Source organism: Phocaeicola salanitronis DSM 18170 (assembly GCF_000190575.1).
Classification (GTDB): domain Bacteria; phylum Bacteroidota; class Bacteroidia; order Bacteroidales; family Bacteroidaceae; genus Phocaeicola; species Phocaeicola salanitronis.
On sequence record NC_015164.1, the window covers coordinates 3206768 to 3229913 of the forward strand.

Consider the following 23146-nt stretch of genomic DNA (forward strand, 5'->3'; position numbering starts at 1 on the left):
TGGGATGAGTTTTTGAGGCATTTTCGCTTCTGTGATGAGGAAGATAGCGGGCTATCTGACGAAGAACAGGAGCGAAAAAGACCAAAAAATCGCCCAAAGCACACACGAAAACGGATACATCAAGCCAAGAAAAACTTTTTGGAGAAATTCAAAACAGCTTCTTAAACAGGCTCTATGTAATTGGCTCGTTTTTTCAGTTCTCTTTCTCGAAAATGAAGATTCTTCCGTTCTTCTTCTCTACGTTGACAAGGCTTCCTTTGGGACTAAGGTTGAATGGGGTGACTTCATCGTTGAGGCTGGTCACAATCAGGAGCGCGCTTTCTTCGGCAAAGCGGGCAACTTGGAGCTTCACATTGCTGTCGGGCATGGTGCGGTCCAGCAGGAGGCTGTCGTTGATGTAGACGGAAATGCTGTCTCCTGCAAACGAGTCGGTGAGCTGGATGGTGTACATGCCTTCGTAGGCTCCTTCGTGTTGCTTGTCTTGTTGACGGAAAGCCAGGTATAGGAACAGGCATACGACAAAGAAAACGCCAAATGCCAGGATGCCGTTGCCAATCATAAACTGCTTGTTGCTGTTAATGCTTTTGTGTTTCATATATGCAAATCATTTATAAGTTCCTGTCTGTTTGATACATTTGTTTGATGTGCAAACTTACACAAAATCTACGGAATATCCATCTAAACTTTGCAGATTAATCAATAAAGTTGGAATTATGCTTCTCTCGCTATTAGAGGTGCCGCAATGTAATGCCCCTGTAAAAAAGGCGGGTTAATATGCATTCGCACTCCGGTTCTGATTGTCTTTAAAAAGAAATAAGTGATAATTTTAACTGATTTTTGTATCTTACATTGTTATTTCTGATATTTTTAGTACATTTGCACGGGTTAATAAAACGATTTGCATTTATAAAACGGATGAATGTATTTTGTTTTGAAGAGCTTAAACGAAATGGAAGAAGAAAATAAAATTTTCAATGTTCGTTTCTTGAAGATGTATAAATAGGTTGTTTATCAGCATTTTACGTAAAATGCTGATATGGCTGGAAAATGTCTATGCATGAAGAGAAAAAGCAGATTTGCGGCAATTTTACAATAAGAAAACAGCCAATCCGATGGTATGTGATGCTTCTTCCTTCTTCTCATCGTGGGTTGGCTACCGGCTTAAAGGAAGAACGGGAACGGCGGATGAAGTATGGTGAGCCTGTTTTCGATTATTTTGCGCCTTCTTATGTAGAAGTGAAGAAGATAAAAGGGAAGTTCGTAAAGACCGACTGTCCTTTATTATACAATTATGTATTTATCCGTGCGACGGTAGATGAAATTTTCCATCTGAAGCGCAATTTGCCCCAATATAATTTTTTGCCCAAGGTGAAAGGAGAGAAAGAAGATTATTATCCTTACCTCTCCGACAGGGCAATGGAAAATCTGAAATGGGTAGCCGATTCTTATTCGAATGTGTTGCCGGTTTATGTTCCGAAGTCAGAGACATTGGTCAAGGGAGACCGGGTACGTATTACGGAAGGGCAATTCAAAGGAGCTGAGGCTACTGTTGTCATCCAACCCGGTGCAGGGATGAAAGACATTATGGTCAGTGTTGAGAACTGGATGTTGGTGCCTTTGTTGCATGTCAAGCCGGGACAATACGAAGTCATATCGTTGAATGAAGACAGCAAGCATGTGTATTCCAGCTTAGATAATCAACGGGTGATATCCCGGCTTCATGGCGCATTGAAGTACTTGCATCATGCGGAAGGCATACCGGAAACAGACCGGCAGTTTGCCCGGGAAGTCTTGTCTCAATACGGAAATCTTCGGATGGAAACGGATGTGATGCGCTGCAAACTCTATTCGATATTGCTTCCGGCTTATGTTTTGGCAGGCGATCAGGAAGCGTTCAACGCATTGGCCTCTACAGTCGAGTCTATACTTCCGGCGGTTAAAGCCGGACAGTCCAAGGCGTTGCTTCTTGTTACACTTTACGGATGTACCGATAACAGTATTTATTATGCGAAAGCCCATCAGCTGACTCATTCTTGGCGTATGGAAAAGAACCCGAAGAAAAGCAAGCTTCAATTGTTAAGGTGGTTGGATGATTTCGATGAATGGTATGGGCACGAATAGGGAGGCTGGCAATCGGGTAGTAATAACTGAGGTAAAATATGGATTATTTATTCTTGGCAAGTAGTTTTTTGTTGTCGTTAATTCTTGGGATGTTGATTATTCCTAAAATTCTTTTGATTTCTTATAAGAAACGTTTGTTCGACCAACCGGATAGCCGGAAGGTGCATTCGGTGCCTGTGCCCAGACTGGGTGGGTTGTCGTTTTTTCCGGTAATATTGATATCGGTATGTTTTGTGTTGGGAATGTTCTTTTATTTGGGGCATACTGTTGAAAACCACTGTACCAATGAACTTTTGTTTTTTGCAGTGGGAATCATGACGCTTTTCTTGGTTGGAGTAGCGGATGATTTGATAGGCGTAAGCTATCGGTATAAGTTTTTGGTACAGGTTGTAGCAGCCTTCTTGCTTGTATTGCCGGGCGAATGGTTCAATTCATTAGGCGGTTTGTTTGGTATTTATGAGTTGCCTTTTGCGGTTGGCGCACCGTTGACCGTGTTTGTGGTGGTGTATATCACGAATGCCATTAATTTGATAGACGGCATTGACGGGCTGGCTTCCGGATTGAGTTGTATCGCCTTGTTTATATTAGGGCTTATGTGTACGCTTCAAGGTGAGGGGATTTTTGCCATGTTGGCATTTTCCACTTTGGGTGTGATTGTTCCGTTTTGGTTTTACAACGTATTTGGCAATGCCCGTCGGGGGCATAAACTGTTTATGGGCGATACGGGCAGCCTTACGTTAGGTTATATCCTTAGTTTGCTGGTCATCCATCTAAGTATGGCTGAATTTGGGCAGGAAGATACTCCCAATCCCAAGATGGTTATTGCTTTTTCCACACTGCTTGTTCCGCTTTTTGATGTGGTAAGGGTGGTGCTTCATCGGTTGCGTACCGGAAAGAATCCTTTCCTTCCCGATAAAAACCATTTTCACCATAAACTGCTTCGCACAGGTATGCGCGTCCGTATGGTGTTGGTGACCATTTTGTTTGTTTTGTTGTTTTTTATCGGGTTGAATGTTTGTCTGGTTGATAAGTTAGACGTTACCCTGCTGCTTATCCTTGATATCGTGCTTTGGACGCTTATGCAATTGTTTATCAACTATTGTGTAGCCCGGCATAAATCGAATCCTGTAATTATTGTTGAAAAGAAAAAATAGAAAGAGATGAAATTATTCCATTTGTTTAGGAAATCCGTTCTTTGGGGAGTAGCTGTCTGGGCATTAAGTGCTTGTTCCACTCCGAAAGAGGTTATTTATTTTCAGGACTTTCAGCCGGGCGAAACGGAAATCCGGATTGCCGATGCGGTAGAAATTAGGGTGCGTCCCGAAGATAAGATTTCGATTATCGTCAACAGCCGCGACCCGCAGTTGACCGACTTGTTCAATCTGCCTTACGTCAGCCGTCAGCTTGGGCAATCATTGCGCACCAATGGCTTGACAACAGGAACAAGTAATGGCGTATCCGGTTATACGGTAGATGATGAAGGGAATATCGATTTCCCTGTATTAGGCAAAGTTCACGTGGCAGGCATGAAGCGTGAGGAAATTGCCGCCTATATCAAGAACGAGCTGATGGCTAAGAATCTGGTAAAAGACCCGGTGGTGACCGTAGAGTTCATGAATCTGTGCATTTCGGTGCTGGGTGAAGTAAACCAGCCCGGACGTTACAGCATCGACCGTGACAAAGTAACGATTTTAGATGCGTTGAGCATGGCGGGCGACCTGACTATTTACGGACAGAGGCAAAAGGTGTTGGTGTTGCGTCAGGAAGAAGGCAAACAGCGTGTCTATGGAATCAACCTGACTTCCGGCGAGCATGTCTACACCTCTCCGGCATATTACCTGCAGCAGAACGATGTGGTCTATGTCGAACCGAATAATGTGCGTTCGCGCCAGTCTACGGTGAACGGCAACAATGTCCGCTCCACTTCTTTCTGGATTTCACTCGCCTCGTTGCTCACTTCCATCGGCATCCTGATATTCAACTAAAAACTGAAACAATGGCAATACCCAACAATCCGACACGCCCCAAGCAGGGCGATGATTTCATCCGTATTCAAGATTTGTTCTACCTGTGCCTCGCCAAATGGCGTTGGTTTGTAGTTTCGCTCGTACTTACCTTAGGCATTGCAGTCTATTATTTGCTGACTACTCCGCCTGTATATACCCGTGCGGCTTCCCTGCTTATCAAGGAAGACAGCAAGGGGCAGTCGCTTTCCGGCGATGTCGGTTCGACGTTTGCCGATATGGGATTGTTTCAGGCAAATACCAATGTCAACAACGAGCTGCTTTCCTTGCAGTCTCCTGCCGTAATGCTTGATGTCGTGAAACGGTTGCATTTGCACACCGATTATCTGACCGACGGCACTTTCTATAAGCAAGTGCTTTATGGGCAAACCCTTCCTTTCAGCATCTCTTTCTTCGGGTTGCAGGATAACGAGACCGCTTCGCTTACGTTGCGTCAGGGAGCGAGCGGCAAACTGGAGCTTTCCGATTTTACCCGCAACGGAGAGAAAGTGGAAGGAATCTCCGAAGGAAAACTGAACGATACGATTGCCAGCCCGGTAGGCAAACTGCTGGTAGAGCCTACACCTTATTATAATATAGGCTTTCACGAACCGGTTTACGTTAGCCGCTCTTCGCTGCATGGCGCGACTGGTGCTTATTCGTCCCGTTTGTCGGTTGTGTTGAGTGACGAGAAGTCTACGGTCATCAATCTTTCGTTTCAGGATGTATGCATTCAGCGTGCCGAAGATGTGCTGAATACCGTGATTGCCGTGTACAATGAAAATTGGGTGAAAGACAAGAACCAGATTGCGGTCAGCACATCCATGTTCATCAACGAGCGCTTGGGAGTCATCGAAGGAGAGTTGGGCAATGTGGATGAAAACATTTCTTCTTACAAGAGCGAGCATCTGCTGCCCGATGTGCAGGCGGCTTCCAATCTGTATATGGCACAAAGCAGCGAGACCAATGCGCAGATACTGGCACTCAATACCCAATTGTCCATGGCACGTTATATCCGTAATTACCTTACCGCAGCCAGCAGCCGTAATCAGTTGCTTCCTGCCAATTCGGGCATCGAAAGTGCCAATATCGAACAGCAGATCGGCGAGTACAATACCATGCAGCTGCAGCGCAACAACCTGGTTGCGAACAGTAGCGAGCAGAATCCGCTGGTAAAAGACCTGGACCAGTCGCTTGCTTCCATGCGCCGTGCCATTATCACATCGGTAGACAACCTGATGGTGACCTTGGATACCCGCATCCGCAGCCTTCAGCGCAGCGAACAGCAGACTACCGAACGCTTGGCTGCCAACCCTTCGCAAGCCAAATACTTGCTGTCGGTAGAACGCCAGCAGAAAGTGAAGGAAGCACTTTACCTCTTCCTGCTTCAGAAGCGCGAGGAGAATGAATTGTCACAAGCTTTTACGGCGTATAATACCCGTGTGATTACTCCGCCTACGGGCAGTATGCTTCCTACGGCTCCTGTACGGCGCAACATTCTGCTTGTCGCCTTTGCCTTAGGCTTGCTGATTCCCGTAGTCATTGTTTTTGTCCGCGAGAATATGAATACGAAGGTGCGTGGCAAGAAAGACCTTGAGTGTCTGTCCATGCCTTTTGCCGGTGAAATTCCGTTGGCAGGAGAATCTCGGCGGAAACATCTTTTTGCTTCGAAAACGTATGATGCGCCTCGGGGCATTGTGGTGAAGCAAGGCAAACGCAACATCATCAACGAAGCGTTCCGTGTGTTGCGCACGAACCTGGAATTTATGACGAGCGAGAACGAAAAGGCAAACGTCATTCTGCTTACTTCGTTCAATCCCGGCAGCGGAAAGACTTTCCTCTCCCTTAATATTGCCGGAAGCCTTGCCTTAAAGGGTAAGAAAGTCCTGATTATCGATGGCGACTTGCGCAAAGCGTCCGTTTCGGCATTTATCGATTCTCCTAAAACCGGGCTGAGCGACTATCTCGGACGAAAGACCGATGCGATAGACACTGCCGTGGTAGAAGCTCCCCAATGCCCGGGCTTGTATATATTGCCTGTAGGTACATTGCCTCCCAATCCGACCGAACTGCTTGCCGAAGACCGCTTTGGCAAACTGGTTGCCGGCTTGCGTGACCGTTACGACTATATCTTTATCGATTGTCCTCCTATTGAGATTGTAGCGGATACGCAGATTATCGAAAAGGTCGCAGACCGTACCCTCTTTATTGTCCGTGCCGGCTTGTTGGAGCGGAGCATGCTTGCCGAACTGGAAACCATCTATCAGGAGAAACGTTTCAAGAACATGGCGGTAATCCTGAACGGCACATTGGACGGCAATAACCGGTACGGCTACAAGTACGGTTACAAGTATGGCTATCACTACGGATACGGCAGCAAAGATTACTATAACAATGAATAATTAACAGTTAACAATTAACAATGAATAATGCGAATCAGGAGTTAAACGTAGTTATGTTTTACAGGAGTTATCACTTCGTTCAGGAGTTAAAGGTCAATAGCTTTGCTTCTGAAAACGGTGGAAAAGGTATTGGCATTTAACTCCCAGCCGATCGGTGGGCGATAACTGCCTGTAACTCCCTTTTAACCCCTGATTGGCATTAATTATTAATTGTTCATTATTAATTATTTAATTCGATTTATGTGGCTGTTTCGAAAAAAGCAAATGCTGGAAGAAAGCGGTTTCTTCCGGGGCTTTACCGACTGGCATTGCCATATTCTTCCCGGAGTAGATGACGGGGTGCAGACAATGGAGGAAGCTTTGGAAATACTTGCAGAATATGAACGGTTGGGGATAAGGGAAGTGTGGCTTACTCCGCATGTCATGGAGGACATCCCCAACACCACCGGTTGCCTGAAAGAAAAGTTCAGGGAGTTGCAGGATGTCTATAAAGGAAACGTCATCCTGCACCTTGCTTCCGAAAACATGCTGGACAGCCTGTTCGAGGAGCGGCTGGCAAAGAATGATTTCCTGCCGTTCGGCGCAAACGGCGACCACCTTTTGGTAGAAACCAGTTACTACAATCCCCCGATGGGGCTTCAGAATCTTCTGCTGCGCATCCGGATGAAAGGCTATTTTCCCGTACTTGCCCATCCGGAACGCTATGCATATATGGAAAAGGACAGATACAACTACCTGAAAACAATGGGGGTAAAGTTCCAGCTGAATTTATTTTCATTGGTCGGGGCGTATGGTGACCGTTCCAGACACATTGCCCATATGTTATTGGAAAAGAAAATGTACGATTTTACAGGAAGTGATTTACACAAGCTGGAAATGCTGCATGACTTCTTGCAAAAAGATTTTCGAAAAATAAAGAAATGTTTGTCATCCTGAGTGCCCATTTCCTGTGGAAAGCCCATTCGATTATGACAGGTATTGTCATCCTGAGCGCCAGCGAAGGATCTCGTAGACATCCACGTAGATGTGAGATTCTTCCTCCCTACGGTCGTCAGAATGACAAGAGGGTTAAGGATAATCCGTCATTGGTAATCCAGCGTTACATAGGTAGCGTGTTTTTATTACCGCAGGATAAAATAAGTTTGCGAAAATACTGCAAGTAGTAGAGACGCCACGATGTGATGTCTCTACTACTTGCCAATTGAACTACAAACTCGCCGCCATACCGCCGGTGCTTTCCGGGTCATCGTTGCCCGTTCCGCTACGCTTGGCAGCTTCCAGGTCTACGGTTGTCTCTCCGGCTTTTTCCGCCTTAACGGTGGCTTTCTGTGCTTTACGGCTCGCCACAAGGTTGAACGTGGCTTTGCTGATCATGTTTTCGAAGTCGGGACCGGGTGTAAAGACCAGATTCACCGCCTTGATGTTGGCGGCGGTAAACTTCTCCATGCTTTCGGCACTCTCGCAACTGATGGAAGCGTGGAACGTGCCCAGCTCGCCCAAGGCAATCTTGTTGCCGTTCAGCACCTGCTCCACGATGCAGTTGCACAGGTCGCTCACCACCCCTTTGAATGTGCCCCGCGTGAAAACGGCGTTGTGCGCTGCCAGGTGGTTGATGAACTTGTCGCCGTTCCAGTTTTCGCGGATTTGCAGCCGGGCGTAGGCTCTTTCGCCGGCTTCGGGTGCCAAGTGGTTGTTCTGCATGTAAACACTGTAATCTAACATAATACGTTCCTTTCTTTTTTAAATGGTAAAACTTCGGGTTACTTGTCTTCGTGATGTCTGCGCTCTTCATCCTTTCGACATGACAAAGATAAGGCGCCGGAAGTGCGTTTTGCAAATCCGTTGAAAGACGTTTATGATCCGTTTACTGCCTGTTGAATTCCGTTGAGGATTCGTTGACTCCATACAAGCAAAGGCCCTATGGAAGACGGCAACCAGGTTGTATTCAATATCTATGGAGGCAGTCGGCAGATAAACCCTACGGCTGCTACAGCTATCCGGAATTACTATGGCGGCCGGTTCGCCGCCGATAAGTTGCGCGAGGAATCCCTCAACCTATCCGGCTTTCCGCCCGAAGCGCAAGCGTTGGCAGTCCATGTCAGCCACGCTGGGAACCTGACTCTCTTACGTCGTCCAGCTCGCGCAATGCGAGTCGGCAAGCGCATTGGCAAAGAGGCTCCGCAAACGAACATAAGTGAAACGGCTGACTCACTTATGTGAAACGCCCGACTTACTTATGTAAAACAGTCCACTCACTTATGTTCATCCAAACGCTATCCTGAGAACAATTGCTTCGGCACGCCCGTTCCCCCCCCCCCCCCTCCCATGAGACGGCTTCCGCCCGTACCGTACTCGTGCTTGGCTCCAACGACATGCTGCGTGCCAACCGCCTTGCGGACATTATCGTCATCGGCCGTGACATGGAAGCGGCTTGCAAAGATGTCTGCACCACCCTCCAGCAACCGGCAAACCGGTACACACCCATCACGGTACAGGGGCATCCGGCAAGGAAGTATGACAACCGCATCACGGTGATCGGGGCAGAATTGGATGAGATAGATTTGAGGGAGTGGCTGGGATAATTATCTTTTCCGATTTGTATAGAGATAGTTGGAAATGCAAGAAATTTCCTTGCTTGTAGCATTTGGATGTAAAAAAAGCTATCTTTGCATATAGGTTATAGATATTTTTAAGGAGATGAACAACAAACTATATTTGAAGGGATTCACTTGCTTTCAAGACTGTACCTTGGAGTTTTGTGGAGGAATCAATGTCTTTATCGGTCGTAATGGAACAGGAAAAACCCATATCTTGAAGTGTATGGCAGCTGCCATGAAGGCCAATTCCTTGTTTGAACAATCCACTTCCAAGACCAAAGACAAGTTCGGTGATTTGCTGACAGAAAAGTTGTCGGGGTACTTTAAGCCGGACACGTTGGGACATTTGGTAAACAAATATGGTTCCGGTACAGCTTCTGTGACGCTGACGATGGATTCAGGTAGTTTGAGTTTCAATTTCAGTGAGAAAGCATCGTTGGCAAAAACAGACAATAATGCCTATATCTCACAACCTCACTTCATCTATATTCCTCCTCGGGAAATGTTTTCTTTGTTTGAAGGCTTCGTCAGTCTTTATGAAAAACGGGAAATTTCCTTTGACGAGACCTATCTCGATTTGGCAAAGGCAATGGATGCTGCACCTTTGAAAAGCGAGGCATTGAGAGAAGCAGAGGATATGTTGGCTCCCTTACTTGAGAAATGGAATGTGAAGGTGCTTCGAAAAGGGAACCGTTTCTATGTCATAGAGGATGGCAAAGAATATGAGGCTCATTTGGTAGCGGAAGGATTGAGGAAAATGGCTACCTTATTATATTTATGCATCAATGGAGAGTTGAAGCCGGGCAATATTCTGTTTTGGGACGAGCCGGAGTCGAACATGAATCCTATATTGATTTCTACGGTAGTCGATTTGTTGGTGGAACTTTCCAAAAAATATGGTATACAGTCGTTCATTTCCACTCACGATTACCTGTTGTCCCATAAGTTGTCCATGTTGGCTGAATATGCAGCCGGTGATAGTCCGGAAATGCGCTTTTTCAGTTTGAAAAAAACGAGCATGATGTAGATGTGGAAGTGGCAGACAAACTGATTGACATCAACCATAATCCTATTTTGCAGGAATATGCTGCCTTTTTTGATTTGTAAAATGAATATATGCAAAAGGGAGAATAGAATTGATTTAGAAGTTTTTATAGCCCCTGATTATTGCTGATTGAAAGAAAATTAGTATCTTTGTAACTAAGATAGAACAATGAATAAGTATATGTATTGCATAATATGGTCAGTAGCTCTATTTGTGGTGACCTTTTATGGTTTGCTGAGTCAAGAAAAAGCTTTTGACTTTACTGGGAAGGATCTCTTGCCGGTGGCTCAAACTCATATTATGCCTATGATAATGGCCATGACATTGTATTTGTGGGATGTACTCTACAATGTGTCAATGCGTAGGCTGAATGATGAAAAGTCTACGTTCTGGATATTGCTTATGATAATACTCTTTTTAGGATGTTTTGTGTTCTCAATTTTGGTTAACGATAACACGATAGGGTGGATACTCTTTATTGGCTCGTGGCTGTCATTGACCATGTTAAAGTTCAAAACAACCGAAAGCGAACAAGTGCAGCCCTATCAAATATTGGAGGATTAAAAGATGAGTTTAACTGTATTTACAATAGCATTCTCGATAATGATTGTGGGTATGATCATGTTCCTGATCATTAACTTCAAGAGCTTACCCGTAGTCAAAGCAGGTAAGGTAACAAAGCTTTGCCCTAAGACTAAACACATACTAGGTTATATGCCCGACACGATCAAGGTGAATGGTACGAAGATAGACGTAAGTCATGACGAGAAGATGCTTGTCAGTGGCAACTCCATGAAATTTTTCAATATATATGATGGCCAACGCATCTATGTAAGACGGTTGTCCGATAGTGAAAAATTTAACATAACCAGATATCCGGTGTTGGTATTTCACATCGTTAATAATCCCAATAAAGACGATGCTGACTATAAACTGAGGAAATTTGTAGGCTATGTTGATTCCATTCAGTGGACTGATATCTTCTCCAAGTTCAAGGATAAGATTAAGATTTCCGAAAAAGATTTTATCCGTCAATGCCAATCCAAGTATCAACGCCTGCCTGATGCAGAACGGAGCAACTTGATTCTGTCCGAGACTTATGATGAGGATAATAATAGAATTTGTTATTCACTTCATCCTGTAAACTCTGTTTACGGAAAAGTGGAATATGCACTGTGAATAGTATATACCCTTTACAGGATGAAGCGTTGTCTTGAATATCAGTGGAATGCTCGCTGTGAATCAAAATTTAAGAATAGTATATAGCAGTGAAGCTCTTGAAAAGTTTTACTTTCAGAACTAGACGGAAGTTCTTTTTCAAACTTTTTTAAATACAACTCGGTTTAGGGCACTCAAAAGTGTCCTTTCAAAGGAGGATGCCCTAAATTGAGTGCTTACGGCAAAAGCTGATACAATTGAAAAATCCTTGTGGCTTGTCGGAGATAAATATTATAGGAAAGAATCATTTGTATATGTGATAAACACTGGATTAACAACTGATTTTAGTACAAACCTGACTTTCGGAGAGATAAAAACAAAATTAGTTCAAATCTATAATGCTGCATAATATATTATGAAACTAAAAATGAATATACACAAAATAAAGTGTATTAATAATTTGGAAATTGAATTTCCTACGGAAAAAGGTCTATACGCAATTACAGGCCAAAATGGCTCTGGTAAAAGTACAATTGTTGCTTGTGCTTCAAGTGTGTTTTTTAATATGCGTATGAATGATTATTTTGGTAAAACAGATGAAGATGCATATATTACTTTTGAATTGGGAAATTCCAAGCGATCATGGAAAAAAACAGATCACAAATGGATAAAAGCATCTGATGGAGTGATGAATATCAAAGGCTTTTATGAGGGTAGTTTAATTTTTGGCAATCGATTCAGAGATACATCTTATGACAAATTGCGAATAATTGAAACAATTGATGCAAACAAACTTATACCTGCGAATGATTTTATTAGAAAAAATCTAGGACAAATATTACAGGGTGATTCTAATTTTTATGAAAAGCTATGGTTTGTTTCTTCGAATTATGAAAAATTTGATGGTACTGTGTTTTTCTATGAAAAAAATGGGAAAAGGATAAGTCAATTTCATATGTCAACAGGAGAGAATTTACTCATTAGTATTCTTAACTCTCTATATATAAGAAATAACGATCGAGCAAATTTGAATAAACCATGCCTTATATTCCTTGATGAAATTGAATTAGCTCTTCATCCATCTTCATTAAAAAGATTAGTGCATTTCTTACAGGAAATGTCAAACCAATATAATTATGCCATATACTTTTCAACTCATTCCATAGAGTTAATAAGCGGAATATCTCCTGCTAATATATTTTTTATTGAAAGACACAGTGACAATTCTATTGAAATTATGAATCCATGTTATCCTGCATATGCGACAAGAATATTATATGACCATTCGGGTTATGATAATGTTATTTTGGTTGAAGATGATTTGGCACGAGAAATTATTAGACGCATTTTAAGAAAGGAATGCTTATTAAATAATCGTTTAGTACATGTTTTACCGTGTGGTGGGTATTCAAACGTAATTGACTTGGCTGATGATGTTGTTAGAAATAACTTGTTAGGCAAAAAAGCTTCAATTTGCATTATCTTAGATTTAGACATCAAAACTAACGCAGAAAACTATATAGCTCATAATAACATTGCTAATAATATACCTCTGAATTATTTACCAATAGAAAGCTTGGAAAAATATTTAAGAAATAAATTAGTCAAGAATGTAGATCACACTCTATTTAGGCGTTTAAACGACTATATCTTTCAACAAAAAAGTTTAACTGAGATTATTAATGATTACACTCAGAACAATAATGCTGATAATGATAATAATGGTAAGAGATTTTATAAACTTATTGATACTGAGTTGAGAGAAAGAAGAAAAGATAGAAATGAGTTAATCGAAATGATTGTAGAGTATCTTTTTGAAAAGAATGATGATATGATAAAAAGAACTACTTCATTCCTAACAACGCAATTTAAAAATAATAATTTCTAACTAATATTAGATTTAGTAGTCAATCTCTTTGCCTGCTCAAGGATTTTGACTACTTTTACAATTGAGTTATTTGACAGCATCGCACCGCAAAACACTGAAAATCGCACGGTTCCCAAATCGTTACTGCTGTTTCTTAAATACTCCGTTAAATGTTTATTTCTCAAACGGTTGTATCAAACCGTTGAAAATCTAAAATAAATTCTTAGGGAAATATCCTTCGGAATAAGAATCTTATAATAATTAATGGCTTCTCCTGCACTTAGAATCATAAAGAATAGCGGATTTTTATATATTCGTATTGCGGTAGTGACATTTCTATCGCTATATTCTACTCGTTTGATACTTGAAGCATTAGGAACATCCGACTTCGGTATATATAACATTGCCGGGGGAATGATAGCCATGCTTGGGTTTCTTAACGGGGCTATGGCTAGTGCGACCCAGCGTTATATGTCGTATAGCGAAGGTGAAAACAATAAAGAAAAGAAGAAGGTTATTTTCAATATTAGTCTAATCATTCACTTTTTCATTGCGCTGATACTTTTAATATTATTTGTTATAATTGGATGGGTTTGTTTTACTTTTATTCTCAATATACCCAATGACCGCATATTTGCAGCACAGATTGTTTACTGTTGTTTAATTGTAAGCACCGTGTTTAGTGTGACAAGTGTACCTTATGATGCCGTGCTCAATGCGCATGAAAATATGTTATACTATTCAATTGTTGGGATAATCGATGCTACATTAAGATTGGTTGTTGCAGTTTTATTATTTCGTGTGTCAACAGACAAATTAATAGTATATGGACTATTAATGGCATTAATTCCGCTCATTACATTTAGCATTATGCGAATTTACTGTCATCGTCATTATGAGGAATGCGTGGTTTCGTTACGCAAATATTTCGATTGGGGAAAAACCAAGGAGATGGCCGCTTTTGCAGGGTGGAACTTTCTATCTAAAGCAGGTAATGTTATTGTAATACAAGGATCATCTATTGTATTGAATTCATTTGGTGGTATCCTTATTAATGCAGCCCATGGTATAGCTAACCAATTAGCTGGCTATTTGTTAGTATTTTCTAGCAATATGCAAAAAGCTCTTAATCCCGTCATTGTGAAGAAAGAGGGAGAACATGACAGACACCAGATGCTTGCTTATTCATTGGCAGGCAATAAATTTTCATTTATACTCTTTGCATTTTTTGCTATTCCTTTTTGTATTGAGATGCCATATGTTTTGCAACTATGGTTGAAAGAACCTCCGGAATACGCAGTGCTTTTTTGTCGGTTAATTGTGATACGCCGACTGATAGGACAACTTACAAGTACATTTGTTACTTCAATAGGTGCAACTGGCAACATTAAACAAGATTCTATTGCTAATGCTATCATCATGACATTGGCGTTGCCTGTTGCATGCTTATGTTATATACAAGGCGCACCGATATATGCTATGTATGTGGTGCTTATTTTTATGGTGTGTTTGATGGGGATTGCCGATTTATATTTTATGCATAAACAGTGCGGATTGTCAAGCATCACATTCTTCAAAGAAGTACTAACTCCTTGTGTGACAATTTCAGTATTTACATTTGTCACAGGTATTATATACCTTTATTTTATGCCCATAGGTATATTGCGACTTTCTTGCGTAATGATTACTTGTTTTTTAGTCTGCATCGTATCAACTTATGCCTTGGGAATGTCACATAATGAGAAAAGGGTAATCAACGGAATTTTTAGTAAACTGGTATCAGGAATATGCAACAGAAATTAGGTAAGATAGGTATTATTTACAAGAAAGATATACCAATGAGCCAATTGACAGGCATGAATCAAGTGGACATTATTCCTCTTGTAGTGTACCCTTCATCGCTTCAACAGATGACTGATCTATGTAATATTCTGATAGAATATGGCTTAACATGGGAAATTTTAGGAGGATTGACTAATACTTACTTATGTGAATCATTTAAGCGTGACGTTGTAATTTCTACTCGCAAACTCAACCGAATTCATCAATTGGATGGGATACTGACAGTTGAGTGTGGTTGTAATCTAACATCGGTATCAAAACATTTGGTAGAACAAGGGTGTATAGGTTATGAGGGATTGGTGGGAATTCCAGGCACTGTGGGAGCTGCTACTATTAATAATAGTGGTGCTTTTGGTTGTGAGATGGGTAAAGTTGTAAAAGGCATTCAATGTCTCTCAATGAGGAATGGGCAATTGAAATATTTCAGTAACGATGAATTGCAGTACGAAAAACGTAATTCCATATTGAAAGGGAGTAAAGAATATTGTGTGTTAAGCATTGATCTTAACACGTCTCATAAAAGTAATATTGAGGATTTGACAGCTTTGATGCGTAAGAACTTAGAAATGCGCCGAATTAAAGTTGACGGAAGACGTAAAAGCCTTGGAACCGTATTTGTTGCCACTTCAATGAAAGAATTGTATAATCGTCATCGCATGGCATTGTTCTTTTGGAAAGTTTTGAATTTGCCTAATAAACTGTTATTTCACCGAAACGATTGGAGTCTCTATTTGCAATTCCTTTGTTTGGGACATCCTGAACTATCTCGCCATTGCGATTCTATTGGGCGGTTTTGTTGGGAGAAAGATACAACAGAAAGTGACTTTATGCAATACATCCATACTATGCAGAACTTGGCTGGTGAAAAACTTGTTTTAGAAATCGACATAAAAGAATAAAGATATCGCAATGAAGAAAATAGGAATTTATACCATTATAGCCAATAATTATGGTGCGCAATTACAAGCTTATGCCACTGCCCGCTATTTACAGCAGATTTGCAAAAACAGTAAGGTGGAATTGGTATATGTACCTGAAATACCCACAAGTCATAATTGGCGATCTGTAGTAAAGTCTTTTTTACCACAAGAAATGATTAGGAGACGACGGTTTGAACAGTTTCAAAAGCTTTCACCTTTGACACGAAGTTATACAGCAAGTGAGATATTAAAATCGCCCCTTCAATACGATCTGCATATTGTTGGCAGTGATCAAGTGTGGAATGTATCAGGAGGAATGGACAATCATTTGCACTATTTTTTACCGTTTCAAACATCTTCTCCAAAGATTGCATTAGCAGCAAGTTTTGGAACATCAGAAATACCTATAAAACTAAAGGATGAAGTGAAAGGTTACCTCTCCGGTTTTTCATCAATCGCTGTTCGAGAGATAGATGGAATCAAGATTCTGAATGAGTTAGGAATCTATGCTAATGTTATTTTAGACCCAACATTTTGGATGGATACAGAAGAATGGGAATTTTTAGCTGGAACAACTCCAATACTCAAAGGTGACTATATTGTTACCTATGGGTTTGAAGTCTCAAATAAAAACGTTCAAATTCTTATAAATGATATAAGAAATTTGTATAAGTTACCAGTAATTGCCATTGACGGTGCAAGAATATTTAAATTCGACAAAGTTTTTAATAGCTGTGGACCTTTAGAATTTTTAAATATTATACGATATGCGAAATTGGTAGTTACTAGTTCATTTCATGGAACAGCTTTTTCTGTTATTTTTAATAAAGATTTTTGGGTTCTAGCACATTCTTCTAAAAACTCACGTATGGAGAATCTATTGTCTGAATTAGAAATTACAGATAGAATACTTCCATTTAACACTTTTTTATTTAAGTCTATTATAAGTAAAGCACCTTCCATTAATTATGGCAAATTGAATAGAAGGTTATCTATGCTAAGGCAAAAAAGCCAGGCATATATAAAGAATATTATATTAAGTAAGAAATATGATTAGAGTTTTTGTAAATTTATTGCCTTTTTATCTCCAAAGTTCAACTGATATAAATTATGCACGTTCATTGGGGAAAAGTTCCTCCAAAATAGGTGCATTTTTCTATTATCCTCATAAATGGTCTTGGGGCTTAAAAGAGAATTTAAAGCTTGTTATAAATAAATTCTTGTCTATAATTGGTTGTCGTAAAAGAATAAATGTTGTCCACCCTAAAGAATTTTTGAATTCCGAATTCAATGAGAAAGAGTTTGATATTGTGTATTCACAAGGAACATGTCCACAAAATTCAGGAAACGTACCATTGTTTATAGAATCAGGATTATGGCGTCCTGGTCAAAATAAAGCATATACTGAATTTGACGAACATTATTTCACGCAAGTTACCATACCATTATTTCAAGATTATTTGAAGCATAATTCAATTGTTAATCTTAAAAGCAATATTGAGATAGAAAATGCTAAACAATTATTCCCTTGTTATAAAAACAGTTTCGTAAAGATTCCATTTCTTTTACCTGATCTAATTCCAATTTCTCAAAGTGAATTATTAGCAAAGCATAAAGAAGATGATACAATAAGAATTGGTTTTGTTGGGGGACAGGCAAATCGTAAAGGATTACCTGCACTTATTCAGGCATACCAAAAGGTCAAGTTGGAATTAAAAGGAATAAAGAAAATGGAACTTCATATTATAAGTGGATATAATGATGGAAATGTTTATGTACCAAAAGGGTATGATATAAAAGAGCATGGAAAATTGCCATATGGAAATGTTTTACAAGTTATGAAAACATGGCACATATTTGCGATGGTAAGTAATAATGAATCTTATGGTTTGGTTTATATAGAAGCAATGGCAAATGGTTGTATAAATATTGTCAGAGACTTTTATCCTCAAAGAGAATTTGTTGATTTTGGTAAGATTGGGTTTCTTGCATTCCCTGATAATATAGAATCCATTTCAAAGGCATTAAAAGATGCAATCATGTTAACCCGTGATGCGAGAATATCTATGGCTGTATCGGGATTGGAAAAATTCAATACTGAATACGAATATACCCATGTTGTCAAACAATTTAGAGAAGCATTAAATAAGTGCGCATCTCTTAAATACGTTAATAGATGAGAGACATAATACTAAAAGGGAGTAGAAAGATATACAGAATTCTCGCTAATCTTGAATATCATTCGCCTATATGCGAAACAGATCGTAGTAAGGCAAATGACTACATTTATGAATTGCTCTCAAATAATAGTCCGTGCATGATTTCACGCTTTGGTACAATCGAAATAGGCATAGTGACAAATTATTTGGCATTGCATAGCAATAAATCGTTGTTAAAACGTTCCATTGACTATATTACAGATAATACAGGTTTGCCATGGTGGGACAAGTTGTATTTTAAATCAATGAAGAATAATGCTGGTATATTTCCTGAGACAACAGAAATTCTTGAACGTTTCTCTAAACGGTATCTGCGGGATATTCCTGAAATTGATTTATTGGGATCATTTAACTATGCAGAAAAATTCATGCCTTTACGCAGTAATGTAGTCAAAGTACATCTTGAATGCCTTTACCCATTTTGGGCTGAAAGACCTTGGACGCTTGCGCTTTGTGGCAAGAAAGTACTGGTAGTGCATCCATTTGTGGAGACTATTAAAACACAATATACTCATCGTGAAAAGTTGTTTGATAACCTTAATTTGTTGCCTGAATATGAGTTAAAAACATTACGAGCAGTTCAGAGTAACGCAGGAGCAGAAGTACCTTACAAAGATTGGTTTGAAGCTCTTAAATGGATGGAGGATGAAATTGACAAAATTGATTTTGACATTTGTATATTGGGCTGTGGCGCATATGGTCTGCCTTTGGCTGCGACTATCAAGCGAATGGGAAAAAAAGCGATTCATTTGGGAGGCGGTTCTCAATTACTTTTTGGAATTAAAGGCAAGCGTTGGGACAATGATGGCTATCATTGGAAAAATTTACCGCAATTAAATACTAATTATAGTAGCTTGTATAATGATTATTGGGTAAGACCGTCACAAAACGAAACTCCTTCAGCTGCTAATAAAGTTGAAGGGGCTTGTTATTGGTAAAGTAATAGGAATGAATACCATATTATATTTATATTGGGCTGTTGCCATTTTATTAGTATATCTTTTTTTTCTGTTGCTACAAAAGCGATATAGATTAATATTGCCTTCTGTGATACATACGTCTATTTGGCTGGCAACAGTTGTTTTAATAATTTTTCAATTAAATGGTTACTTTATTACAGAACAACTAATTGAGGAAAGATTCCAGTATGTGGGGAAATTCATTTGTTTTATGATGATTTCATCTGTTATGGGATTTATTCTCGCACATGTATTGACATCAAAGGGCGAAACATATAATGAAGTAGACATTATTGAAATAGCAACAATTGACGCAATATTGCACAAATTTCGTTGGATTCCAGTTGTTTGTGGAGTAATCGGAATTGTCTTATTATTGTTCATCGTTTCAACAATGGGGAATATATCTTCATTTGGGGAATATAGAAGTTTTGCGATTAATGTTGAGCCGACCGGTGTTGTTGCTATTGTACAACGGTTAAGTGGACATATAAGTGTTTTAGGAGCATTTTATTTGTTATTATTAGGTTATAAATTTGGAATAACAGGCATTCATATCCCTTTACTTGTTAAGAATGTAATTCTTTGTTCTACTATTAATATGGCTATAGGTGGGCGTGTGTGGGTTGTAATGTCTGTGTTACCAGTTCTTACGATGTATATTTTTTCTCGACATTATTCTGGACTGGAAACCAAGATAAAAAAGAGAGATAACATTCGAATCTTGTTAATGCTTGTAATATCGGTGTCGCTTTTTTCGATTATCGGGATACTCAGAAATGAAAGTGGTAATAGCGTTTCTAATGAGCAAAATTTTATTGATAAGTTTTTATATCTCACAGATGGATCTAGAATGACTAATATGGTGATTAGTATGTATCCTCCAGGTACATATAACTTAGAATATGGTAGGAGTGAGTTCCTTTCAAATTTTATTGGTTCGCCAATGATGGATAGATTTAATCGTGCTATATCAGACAATGTAGGTTTAATGGTGACCGTAAAATCTGTTATGCCAAATCTATATTTTGATTATGGATTTAAGGGGGGGATTATTATGTGGGGGGTATTTTGTTTTATTCTTGAATTTCTCTGTATTCGTTTAAAATACACACACAATATTGTCATATTGCTTTTTTGGGGTATATTAGCACAAATAATGTTTCAAGCACCTATTGCGAATATATTCTCTTTAAATACACCTAGAATTGAATGGATAATTCTTATTTACTTATTTCGAAAACAAATATTTAGTTCCATCCCAGGAATAAATAATTATATATAATATAGAGCAACTTTATGAATATTTTACAGCGTATAAAACATGGTTTGGGTATTTTCATCCACTATTATGTCAAGCCTAATCCGTCACGTTTAGGTTACTTCGGTAAAGGAGCTATGATTGGCATTCCCGCCGATTTGAAGAAACCTGAGAATATCTTCCTCTATGATTTTGCCCGCATAGGTCGGCGCAGTACGATTATGACCATGGGGGACAGTAAATTCGTCATGAAACGTGGTTGTTTGACTGCAGAAGGTCTGGTAGTCGTCACCTCTAATCATCGTCAATATATAGGTCAATTCTTGAGCGGACGAAATGAAGATAATGAATATAAAGACATCATTGTAGAAGAAGATGTTTGGATAGGAATTAATGTTACACTTTTGGCTGGCTCACGCATTGGCCGAGGTGCCATTATTGGTGCTTGTTCTGTGGTAACAAAGGAGATTCCACCTTATGCTGTAGCCGTTGGTAATCCTGCAAAGGTTATCAAATTTAAATGGTCGATAGATGAAATCATGGAGCACGAACGCCAAATTTATGATGAGAAAGACCGAATGCCACGCGAATTGCTTGAAAGAAACTACCAAAAGTGGCTCAACAAATCACATAAATAATAATATTATTATGCGAATATTTGTCACCAATATTAGTCCGAAGGATAAGATAATAGAATATGGCATTTCATTATCAGCCAGCAACTTCAATTACAATTTAATAGAAGGCCATTGTTTCGACAAAGTATATTCAATTTACCCTGGTTTTGTCAAAGGAAAATTGGATAAGTTGGATGACGAAACATTTGAGGCGGTGTATTCTTCGTGGCGTTGGAAAGGTAAACTTAGGCAACGGTTGGCTCGATTTGTAGAGCAATACAAATTATTCAGAAAGATACCTCGCAAATCAACGGTTTGGTATTATAATTTAAGCACGCTGAATGTTTTGCTTGTATTACTATTAAAAATATTTAAGCCTAGTGTCCAGCAAAATATCATAATTCTTGACTTTACACCCGACCTGTTTTTTAACAAGAGAGTGCTGTCCTTGATAAACAGAATGCATGGCCGCATATCCTTGTCAACATACGAAAAATTTAATTCTCGTAATTTAGTGGTTATGCCAGGGGTTGTTCCTGTTTCCCATAACTCATATCCACAATTAAGCAATGTAAAGCGTGAATTTCTATTGTCGGGAGCATTGCGGGAAAATATAGCTATGCACTCGATGCTTCTTGATGCTTTTGCCGAGATGCCCGAATTGACTCTTCACATATCGGGCGTGTTGCTCGACCACAAGGGAAAAACGGAAAGTTATAGTCGTAAATATCCCAATATTCATTTTTATGGGAAGATGCCATATAACGAGTACAATGAATTGCTGTCGTCTGTTTCTTTCTCATTCAATACAAGGAAACCAACTGCTCCCGAAAACAAGTGTAATTTCCCGTCAAAGGTAATAGAAGCGTTACTTTACAACCGCATAGTGATTTCTACCATCCACTATCCACAATTGGAAGGCATCAATTATTTGGAAGTGCCAACGGATAAGGAAGCATTCAAGCAAGAGATAAGGCGGATTGCGGCATTGAGCGATACTGAATTACTTAGATATGCCAATCAAAGTGAAGAGGTTATTAGGCGGTTTAGCACCGAGAAATGGAATGATATAATGGCTCAAATAGAGGAGTTTGAATGAAAAATATTGTATTTTTTAACCTTGCGGTAATGCCCTACCATGTGGCAGTGTTTCGTGCAATCATAAACAAAGGTTATCAATGTGTGGTATATTGGTGGGGGCGTGCGCCCAAGACATCCTATCGTGCACCGAAGATAGAGAGGTTAATTCAAGTAAACAGATTTGATTTTTCTGATGCTAGATCTTTATATCAAGATGCATCGAAGTGGTCGCCTGTGTGTGTAGTATGCAATGGCTGGATGGATCGTGGATATAACAGTGCTTGCGCTATGTTTAAACGTTCGGGAATACCAACATTAGCGGTATCCGATACTCAATGGCGAGGTGGAAAACAATGGTTAAATAGGTTATTTTCCCCATTCCGACATAAACGATACTTTGATTATATTTGGGCAGCCGGTCTGCTGCAATATGATTATGCACGCAAGTTAGGCTATGATTCATCTCACATTTTGCTTAATTGCTTCTCGGCTGACACTGAAGTATTTTCTAGGGTTTCATTAGACGATAAACGCAACATTTATCCTCGCCGCTTTCTTTATGTAGGTCGGTTTGTTGAGGTAAAAGGCATAGACACCATGCTTAAAGCATGGGAAAGCATAGTTGACAAACGTGGGTGGACGTTGGAACTCGTGGGTGATGGCCCATTGAAAGAAACATTCAGACGCGATTATCCAAACGTGATTATTAAGGACTTTATGCCGCAATCGGATTTGGCGATAGAGGCTGCAAATTCAGGCTGCTTTATACTTCCGTCGCATTTTGAACCTTGGGCCTTGGTGATACAAGAATTTGCCAGTGCCGCAATGCCCATTGTGTGTACAAGAAAATGCGGTGCCGCATACCATTTTGTATTAAATGGCTATAACGGTTATGTGGTAGAAGCCGATGATGTGGCGGCGATGGTCAAAGCGATGCAGAAAATAATTAAGGCCACCGATATGGAGTTAATTACGATGTCGGAGCATAGTCGCCAACTTTCGCAAGCCGTGACACCCGAATTTGTGGCAGATACGCTGCTGAGTATTCTATAACG

Annotated in this window: 20 protein-coding genes; 18 read left to right on the forward strand and 2 right to left on the reverse strand. The window is 39.9% G+C overall.

All coding sequences use genetic code 11. From position 1 onward, the window contains the following. Positions 1-193: 193 nt before the first annotated feature. Positions 194-595, reverse strand: coding sequence for a hypothetical protein (locus tag BACSA_RS13760; protein WP_013618642.1), 402 nt, complete (start codon positions 593-595; stop codon positions 194-196). A 458-nt stretch (positions 596-1053) separates the two neighbouring features. On the opposite strand from BACSA_RS13760, the gene BACSA_RS13765 reads away from it, so the two are divergent. The 5 genes from BACSA_RS13765 to BACSA_RS13785 all read left to right on the forward strand — a co-directional run bounded on the left by BACSA_RS13765 (position 1054) and on the right by BACSA_RS13785 (position 7462). Further along, positions 1054-2121, forward strand: coding sequence for a transcriptional regulator (locus BACSA_RS13765; RefSeq protein ID WP_013618643.1), 1068 nt, complete (start codon positions 1054-1056; stop codon positions 2119-2121). A gap of 38 nt (positions 2122-2159) precedes the next feature. Then, positions 2160-3275 (forward strand): MraY family glycosyltransferase, encoded by a 1116-nt coding sequence (locus tag BACSA_RS13770; RefSeq protein WP_013618644.1) that lies wholly within the window; start codon positions 2160-2162, stop codon positions 3273-3275. A gap of 6 nt (positions 3276-3281) precedes the next feature. Next, complete coding sequence (locus BACSA_RS13775) at positions 3282-4106, forward strand: polysaccharide biosynthesis/export family protein (RefSeq protein ID WP_013618645.1); 825 nt, start codon at positions 3282-3284, stop codon at positions 4104-4106. Positions 4107-4117: 11 nt separating this feature from the next. Beyond that, entirely contained in the window at positions 4118-6526 is a 2409-nt protein-coding gene (locus BACSA_RS13780) for a GumC family protein (protein WP_013618646.1), read from the forward strand. A 240-nt stretch (positions 6527-6766) separates the two neighbouring features. Beyond that, on the forward strand, positions 6767-7462 hold the full coding sequence (locus tag BACSA_RS13785) for a tyrosine-protein phosphatase (protein ID WP_013618648.1): 696 nt from the start codon (positions 6767-6769) through the stop codon (positions 7460-7462). Between the two features lie 270 nt (positions 7463-7732). Here BACSA_RS13785 and BACSA_RS13795 read toward each other — a convergent pair whose 3' ends face one another. Next, positions 7733-8248 (reverse strand): HU family DNA-binding protein, encoded by a 516-nt coding sequence (locus BACSA_RS13795; protein ID WP_013618650.1) that lies wholly within the window; start codon positions 8246-8248, stop codon positions 7733-7735. Between the two features lie 650 nt (positions 8249-8898). On the opposite strand from BACSA_RS13795, the gene BACSA_RS13805 reads away from it, so the two are divergent. The 13 genes from BACSA_RS13805 to BACSA_RS13870 all read left to right on the forward strand — a co-directional run bounded on the left by BACSA_RS13805 (position 8899) and on the right by BACSA_RS13870 (position 23144). Continuing rightward, complete coding sequence (locus BACSA_RS13805; protein WP_144005231.1) at positions 8899-9108, forward strand: hypothetical protein; 210 nt, start codon at positions 8899-8901, stop codon at positions 9106-9108. A 115-nt stretch (positions 9109-9223) separates the two neighbouring features. Continuing rightward, complete coding sequence (locus BACSA_RS13810; RefSeq protein ID WP_013618653.1) at positions 9224-10150, forward strand: AAA family ATPase; 927 nt, start codon at positions 9224-9226, stop codon at positions 10148-10150. A 732-nt stretch (positions 10151-10882) separates the two neighbouring features. Beyond that, positions 10883-11347: a hypothetical protein gene (locus tag BACSA_RS13820; protein ID WP_144005232.1), complete on the forward strand. Its 465-nt coding sequence runs from the start codon at positions 10883-10885 to the stop codon at positions 11345-11347. Positions 11348-11741: 394 nt separating this feature from the next. Next, positions 11742-13214 carry an ATP-dependent nuclease gene (locus tag BACSA_RS13825; RefSeq protein ID WP_013618656.1) on the forward strand — a complete coding sequence of 491 codons (1473 nt, stop codon included), beginning with the start codon at positions 11742-11744 and terminating at the stop codon, positions 13212-13214. 243 nt (positions 13215-13457) lie between these two features. After that, positions 13458-14996 carry an MATE family efflux transporter gene (locus BACSA_RS13830; protein WP_013618657.1) on the forward strand — a complete coding sequence of 513 codons (1539 nt, stop codon included), beginning with the start codon at positions 13458-13460 and terminating at the stop codon, positions 14994-14996. After that, the gene (locus BACSA_RS13835) at positions 14981-15934 is read left to right on the forward strand and encodes an FAD-binding protein (protein WP_013618658.1); all 954 of its coding nucleotides are present in this window, start codon (positions 14981-14983) and stop codon (positions 15932-15934) included. Before BACSA_RS13830 ends, BACSA_RS13835 begins: the two co-directional genes overlap by 16 nt. 10 nt (positions 15935-15944) lie before the next feature. Further along, the gene (locus tag BACSA_RS13840) at positions 15945-17012 is read left to right on the forward strand and encodes a polysaccharide pyruvyl transferase family protein (RefSeq protein WP_013618659.1); all 1068 of its coding nucleotides are present in this window, start codon (positions 15945-15947) and stop codon (positions 17010-17012) included. Further along, on the forward strand, positions 17005-18135 hold the full coding sequence (locus BACSA_RS13845) for a glycosyltransferase family 4 protein (RefSeq protein WP_013618660.1): 1131 nt from the start codon (positions 17005-17007) through the stop codon (positions 18133-18135). Before BACSA_RS13840 ends, BACSA_RS13845 begins: the two co-directional genes overlap by 8 nt. Continuing rightward, positions 18132-19112: a hypothetical protein gene (locus BACSA_RS13850; protein ID WP_013618661.1), complete on the forward strand. Its 981-nt coding sequence runs from the start codon at positions 18132-18134 to the stop codon at positions 19110-19112. Before BACSA_RS13845 ends, BACSA_RS13850 begins: the two co-directional genes overlap by 4 nt. 10 nt (positions 19113-19122) lie before the next feature. Beyond that, positions 19123-20418, forward strand: coding sequence for an O-antigen polymerase (locus tag BACSA_RS13855; protein WP_013618662.1), 1296 nt, complete (start codon positions 19123-19125; stop codon positions 20416-20418). Between the two features lie 14 nt (positions 20419-20432). Continuing rightward, positions 20433-21032 carry an acyltransferase gene (locus tag BACSA_RS13860; protein ID WP_013618663.1) on the forward strand — a complete coding sequence of 200 codons (600 nt, stop codon included), beginning with the start codon at positions 20433-20435 and terminating at the stop codon, positions 21030-21032. A 10-nt stretch (positions 21033-21042) separates the two neighbouring features. Then, positions 21043-22110 carry a glycosyltransferase family protein gene (locus BACSA_RS13865; RefSeq protein ID WP_013618664.1) on the forward strand — a complete coding sequence of 356 codons (1068 nt, stop codon included), beginning with the start codon at positions 21043-21045 and terminating at the stop codon, positions 22108-22110. Further along, positions 22107-23144, forward strand: a complete 1038-nt coding sequence (locus tag BACSA_RS13870; protein WP_041584048.1) for a glycosyltransferase — start codon at positions 22107-22109, stop codon at positions 23142-23144. The genes BACSA_RS13865 and BACSA_RS13870 overlap by 4 nt, the downstream gene beginning before the upstream one ends. Positions 23145-23146 lie beyond the last annotated feature (2 nt).